Annotated in this window: 5 protein-coding genes and 1 pseudogene; 1 reads left to right on the forward strand and 5 read right to left on the reverse strand. The window is 68.0% G+C overall.

Translation table 11 applies throughout. The features are described from left to right. From CLV70_RS38460 to CLV70_RS38470, 3 genes are all read right to left on the reverse strand, one after another. Positions 1-234 (reverse strand): transposase (locus CLV70_RS38460; protein WP_146164007.1); only part of this gene is annotated, 234 nt, incomplete at its 3' end. Next, positions 206-1,816, reverse strand: coding sequence for an ABC transporter permease (locus tag CLV70_RS38465; RefSeq protein WP_106131544.1), 1,611 nt, complete (start codon positions 1,814-1,816; stop codon positions 206-208). The genes CLV70_RS38460 and CLV70_RS38465, both read right to left, overlap by 29 nt. Positions 1,817-1,830: 14 nt before the next feature. Further along, positions 1,831-2,523, reverse strand: a complete 693-nt coding sequence (locus CLV70_RS38470; RefSeq protein WP_106131545.1) for an ABC transporter ATP-binding protein — start codon at positions 2,521-2,523, stop codon at positions 1,831-1,833. Positions 2,524-2,833: 310 nt separating this feature from the next. Here CLV70_RS38470 and CLV70_RS38475 point away from each other — a divergent pair. Beyond that, positions 2,834-3,513: pseudogene (locus tag CLV70_RS38475) on the forward strand (response regulator). A 74-nt stretch (positions 3,514-3,587) separates the two neighbouring features. Here the strand turns inward: CLV70_RS38475 and CLV70_RS38480 are convergent. After that, the gene (locus CLV70_RS38480; protein ID WP_106131546.1) at positions 3,588-4,082 is read right to left on the reverse strand and encodes an SET domain-containing protein-lysine N-methyltransferase; all 495 of its coding nucleotides are present in this window, start codon (positions 4,080-4,082) and stop codon (positions 3,588-3,590) included. A 52-nt stretch (positions 4,083-4,134) separates the two neighbouring features. Further along, entirely contained in the window at positions 4,135-5,475 is a 1,341-nt protein-coding gene (locus CLV70_RS38485) for an ABC transporter ATP-binding protein (RefSeq protein ID WP_245908813.1), read from the reverse strand. Positions 5,476-5,570: the final 95 nt, after the last annotated feature.

A 5,570-nucleotide genomic window follows, 5' to 3' on the forward strand; every position in this document is an offset into this window, starting at 1 on the left:
CTCCCGTTCCAGCGCGGCGATACGTTCGGCGTCGCTGCTGGTCGTGCCCGGCCGTACGCCGGCGTCGGTCTCGGCCTTCTTCACCCACGTGCGCAACGCCTCCGGATGAACCCCGAGCGACCCGGCGATCCGCTGGATCGCCCCGACCGCGGACACCGGGTCCCGGCGGGCCTCGACCGCCAACCGGGTCGCACGCTCACGCAGATCATCGTTGTACTTCTTCGGTGCAGGCATCGCCGGTGTTCCTCCAGGTTTCGATGTCTCCATCTAACCCGGGGCGCAACAGTTCGTAACCGCCCCAGGAGGCGTCGCCGGTGAAGGCGATGACGTTGGTGAAACCCGGAGTTCCAGCGATGGTCATCTGGGTCGTGCCTTCGCCGTAGAAGGCTTTGGTCTCCGGCCGCGCCGACAACGCCGAAGGGATGCCGGTGGCGGCGTCGGCCACGCTGTCTTCGCCCGGTCGCACGGTCACGTCGGCGACGTCGTGGGCGCGTGCGGTCATGATGTGGTCGAGGGTTGATCCGAGCCCGAGCGCGAAGGTGACGGCGATCGCGCCGAAGAGCACGGCGGTGGTCATCGCGAGAGCTCGAGCCGGCCGAGCGAAGGGCCGGCTCAGGCCGAGCGTGACTGCCCGGGGCAGCGGCAGCCTGGCGGTCAGGCGAGCGGCTCGCTGGCCACGGCCCGGCCTGGGTGTGCGGCCGACCGCGATCGCCTCGACGGTGCGTAGCCGTCCGGCCCGCCAGGCGGTGGCCCAGGCGGTCAGCCCGACGATCAGGACGGCGCCGGCCGCGACGGCCAGATCGATCCAGGGCGCGATGGTCAGCGAAGCGGATCCGTAGACCTGTTCGGCGTCGGCCATCACGGGCCGGGCCAGGAAGTTGCCGGCGATGACACCCATAACGATTCCCGCGAAAGCAGGAACCAGGGCTTGGGCGATGTACACCAGGACCACCTGGCCGGGAGTGAACCCGACGGCTTTCAGGATGCCGATGCGCCGGATCCCGGTTCCGACGGCACCGGCCACGACGTTGCCCACGATGAGTACGGACATGATCAGGCCGAGCAGTCCGAACGCCACGAGGAACGGGATGAACAGAGCGGTGTTCCGGTCGGCCTCCTCCTTGGCTGTCAGCCAGGATTGCACGCCGGCAACGGCGTGCGGGCCCAGGCCGGCGTTCACCTCCGCGGTGCCCGCATCGACCTCGGCCGCCGTTGCGGCCGACCGGAACCGGTAGAGCATCTGATAACCGCCCGGACGGCCGGCTGGAAGGAGACCGGCGATCTGCGACGGCGCGACCCACGCCGAGGCCGAACGAGTGACCGAACGGGCCACGCCGACGACGGTCAACGTCGGCTTGCCGGGCAGTTGCGGGAAGTCCAGCCGCAGGCCCAGCTCCGGGAAGATCTCTCCGTCGACATTGAGGACCACCTGGCCAGGCTGCGTCGCCCAGGTACCCTCGGTGAGGGTCAGCCGGTCCACCGGACCGTCCGGACCGGGGCGGCCGACGACGGTGAGCGGGGCGTACCCGGCGTCGCCCTTGATCTCAGGCGTCGCGGACGCCACCGCGAACGGGCCGGCGGATGACGCCACGGCAGCCGCGGCCGCCGCGCTGGACAGGTGTTGCACATCGGTCTGCGCGGCGTCGTACAGCACAGTCGCGTGCGCTCCCCGCTCCCGGGCGAACGCGGTGTCGAACGGTGCGTCGGAGGCGGCGACGAGCCCGGCGCCGAGCACCGAGGCGGTGACGGCCATGAGCGTTGCCAACGCAACGACCAGCGTCTGCACCTTGCGCCGGCGGATCCCCGCGCTGATCACGCGGCCTGCGGCACTCACCGCCGTGCCGCCGTGGTCGTGTCCGCCGAGATCCGGCCGTCGAGAAGGCGGACGGTCCGGTGGGTGCACGATTCGGCCAGCGCCTCGTCGTGAGTCACGACGACGATCGTCTGCCCGTCGGCGTTCAGCTCGTTCAACAACCTTCCCACGTCTTTGCCCGAGGCGTGGTCGAGCGCGCCGGTCGGCTCGTCGGCGAGCAGAAGGGGAGGCCGGTTCATGAGTGCCCGCGCCACGGCGACGCGCTGGCGCTGGCCGCCGGAGAGACGTCCCGGGTAGGCCTTGGCGTGCCGTTTGATGTCAAGGTTCCCCAGCAGCTCCAGTGCACGACTCTGGGCCTCACGGCGTCCCATGCCGGCCAACTGGGCGGGGAGCGCGATGTTGTCGACGACGGTGAGGTCGTCGAGCAGATTGAAGAATTGGAAGATCATTCCGATCTTGGTACGCCGGAGGCGTGTCAGCTCGGCCTCATTGAGCTGGTCGACCCTCGTTCCGTCCACCGTCACGGTTCCCGTATCCGGACGGTCCAGGCCGGCGATGAGATTGAGCATGGTGGACTTTCCGCTGCCGGACGGGCCGAGGATGGCCACCGCCTCGCCCGGCTGGATCACCAGGGAGGCGTCCTGGAGCGCGGGTGGCCCCTCGTCGTATGTCCGGCTGACGTCGCTCAACTCGATCACGGGCGCGGGCATGGATAGTCTTCCCCTCGATTGTCATCTCTGGCAGCTGAAATCTAGAAGCTTCAGCTCAGGTCGCGCGTCGGCAATCGGAGGTAATGCGACGGCGGTGTCATCCTTTTGATGTAGGCCGGGAGCGCTCACGCCTCGGCACGGTCAGGCGACGACCGCCGGGCGGCTCCCGACGCGGTCCGGATCCGGGTCGAGGCATGTATCGCCGACATGCTCGACGTGCGGGAACGAGCGACTATGTACGATTGCACCCTGGACGCCGGTTTGGTTCCGGCGGTGGCTTCTGCGCCGCTCGGATCCGGTTGGAGGACTAATGACGGATCGTCTGAGAGTGGTCGTCGCCGACGACCAGGCATTGGTCCGGACGGGTTTCCGGATGATCCTCGTTGCCGACGGCATCGAGGTGGTCGGTGAGGCCGCCGACGGCGCGGAGGCCGTCACTCTGGCCCGGCGCACCAGTCCCGACGTCGTGCTGATGGACATCCGGATGCCCCAGATGGACGGGCTGGAAGCGACTCGGCGGATCGTCGGCGGCATGACCAGACCTCCAAAGATCATCATCCTGACCACGTTCAACGTCGACCGTTACGTCTATACGGCGCTCACGGCGGGTGCCAGCGGCTTCCTGCTGAAGGACGTCAGCCCGGAGCAACTGGTCGCCGCGGTCCGCACCGTGCGGACCGGGGACGCGCTGCTGGCGCCCTCGATCACCCGACGGCTCGTCGAGCGTTACGCGCGCGATCAGGGCCTCGGAGTGCCGTCCCGGAAGATCTGAAGTCGCTCACGCCTCGCGAGTTCGAGGTTCTGACCCTGCTCGCGCAGGGCATGAGCAACGCGGAACTGGCCACGCGACTGCATCTGTCGGAAGCGACGGTCAAGACGCATGTCGCTCGGTTGCTCGGCAAGCTCAATATGCGTGATCGAGTGCAGGCTGTCGTTCTCGCCTACCGGTCCGGACTGGTTCCGGTCCCCGCCGGCGAGCAGGGTTCGTAACGCGGTACTGCCATCGCGTCCAGGGACCACGATGGCAGTTCGTCCGTGCTCAGGGACCGCTTCTCCGGTCCCGTTCAGACCTCGAGCGACGGCGCCGCCGCCGCGGTGAAGGCCGGGAATCCGTCGCGTTCTGCCAGCAGATCCCGGATGTGGTCGTTCAGCGCGTACCGCCGCAACGTGTCGGCCGGCAGTATGCGGGCGCCGGTGACTCTGGTGAGGCAGCCGTCGTTGCCGCACCAGCAGTCGAACGGCGACGTCATCTCCCACTCGGTGGCGGGGTAGAAGAACGTCAGTGGATCACCGGGCGAGAGCGGGCGCAGTGCGACGACATTGCCGGTGACAGCGTCCACGAACGTACTCGGCACGCAGGAGTGATTCAGGTAACGGACGGCATCGGTGTCGATGTGGCGGTTCCGGCCGACCTGCACGGTATAGCGGTCCGCTGGAATTTCCACCGCAGTCGCGGCCCATGAGACGACCACCGCGCCGAGCGGCACGAAATCGGCGGCCACGTACCACTTGTCGCCGCTCGGATTGACGGCGAGCTCCATCAGGGGCTGCTGGGTCATGTTTCACCTCGTTGGCTCGGCTCCGCCCTCGGCAGAGCACGGGTGGCGGACGTCAGACCGGCTCGCCCAGAAGCGCGTCGTCGACGCTTCCGGCGGAGATCTTCTGCGTGGCGAACTGCGTACGGTAAAGGTCGTGGTAGATGCCGCCGCGCGCGAGCAACTGTTCGTGTGTGCCCTGCTCGCGGATGCGGCCGTCGGCCACGACGAGGATCTGATCGGCGGACAGGACGGTGGACAGGCGATGAGCGATGACCAGCGACGTCCGGCCGGCCAGGGTCGTGCGCAGAGCGCGCTGGATCGCTGCTTCGTTCTCCGAATCGAGATGGGCGGTGGCCTCGTCGAGCACGACGACCGACGGCGCCTTGAGCAGGAGCCGGGCCAAGGCCAGCCGCTGCTTCTCGCCGCCGGAAAGACGGTATCCACGGTCACCGACGACAGTGTCGAATCCGTCTGGCAGCGCCCGGATCGTGTCCAGGATGAGGGCCTGCGCGCAGGCCTCTTCGAGATCCTCCGGCCCGGCCTCCGGGCATCCGTACAGCAGATTCGCACGGATCGTGTCGTGGAACAGGTGAGCGTCCTGGCTGACCACGCCGACACTGTCGCGTAGCGATTCGAGAGTCAGGTCGCGGACGTCGACGCCGTCGAGACGTACCTTGCCCTCGGTCGGATCGTAGAGCCGTGGGATCAGGCTCGATATCGTCGTCTTGCCCGCGCCCGACGGCCCGACCAGGGCCGTCATGGAGCCGGCGGTCATCCGGAAGGTGATGTCGTGCAGTACCGGACCGCCGGCCGTCTGCTCCGCCGCCGGCTCCAGTGAGGCGATCGAGATCTGCTCCGAGGGATAGCGGAACGTGACGCCCTCGAAACTGACCTCGGGCGCCTGCTCGCCGCGCCGTACGGGGACAGCACTCCCGCGGTCATCGATCAGCGGCTTGAGGTCGAGGACCTCGAAGATCCGCTCGAAGCTGATCAGGGCGGTCATGATGCCCACCTGGATGCTGGAGAGCTGGTTAATCGGTCCGTAGAGCCGCATCAGCAGCGCCACCATCGCCACCAGCGTGCCGATTTCCAGGGTTCCCCGCACGGCGAGGACTCCGCCCAGCCCGTAGACCACCGCGGTGGTCAGCGCGGTCAACAGGGCCACCACTATCAGGAACAGCCGGCTGTACACCGCCGACTTGGCGCCTACGTCCCGCAGCCTTCCGGAGTGCCGGCCGAACTCGTCGGCGTCGCGACGCCGACTGCCGTACAGGATCGAAAGCATCGCGCCGGAGGCGTTGAATCGTTCGTTCATCAGGGAACCGAGTTCCGCGTCCGACTGCATGCGGGTTCGGGTGACACGCTGCAGCCGGCGCCCGATCATCTTGGCGGGCATCAGGAAGAGCGGGATCATCCTCGATTCGTCAGAGGGATTTGATCCCCTCCCGTCCGTTTCGGCTTGACCGTTTTGTCCCTCGTTAGTGGGTGCGGGTCGGCCGCGTGACGTTG

The sequence above is a fragment of the Pseudosporangium ferrugineum genome (assembly GCF_003002065.1).
In the GTDB taxonomy this organism is placed as follows: domain Bacteria; phylum Actinomycetota; class Actinomycetes; order Mycobacteriales; family Micromonosporaceae; genus Actinoplanes; species Actinoplanes ferrugineus_A.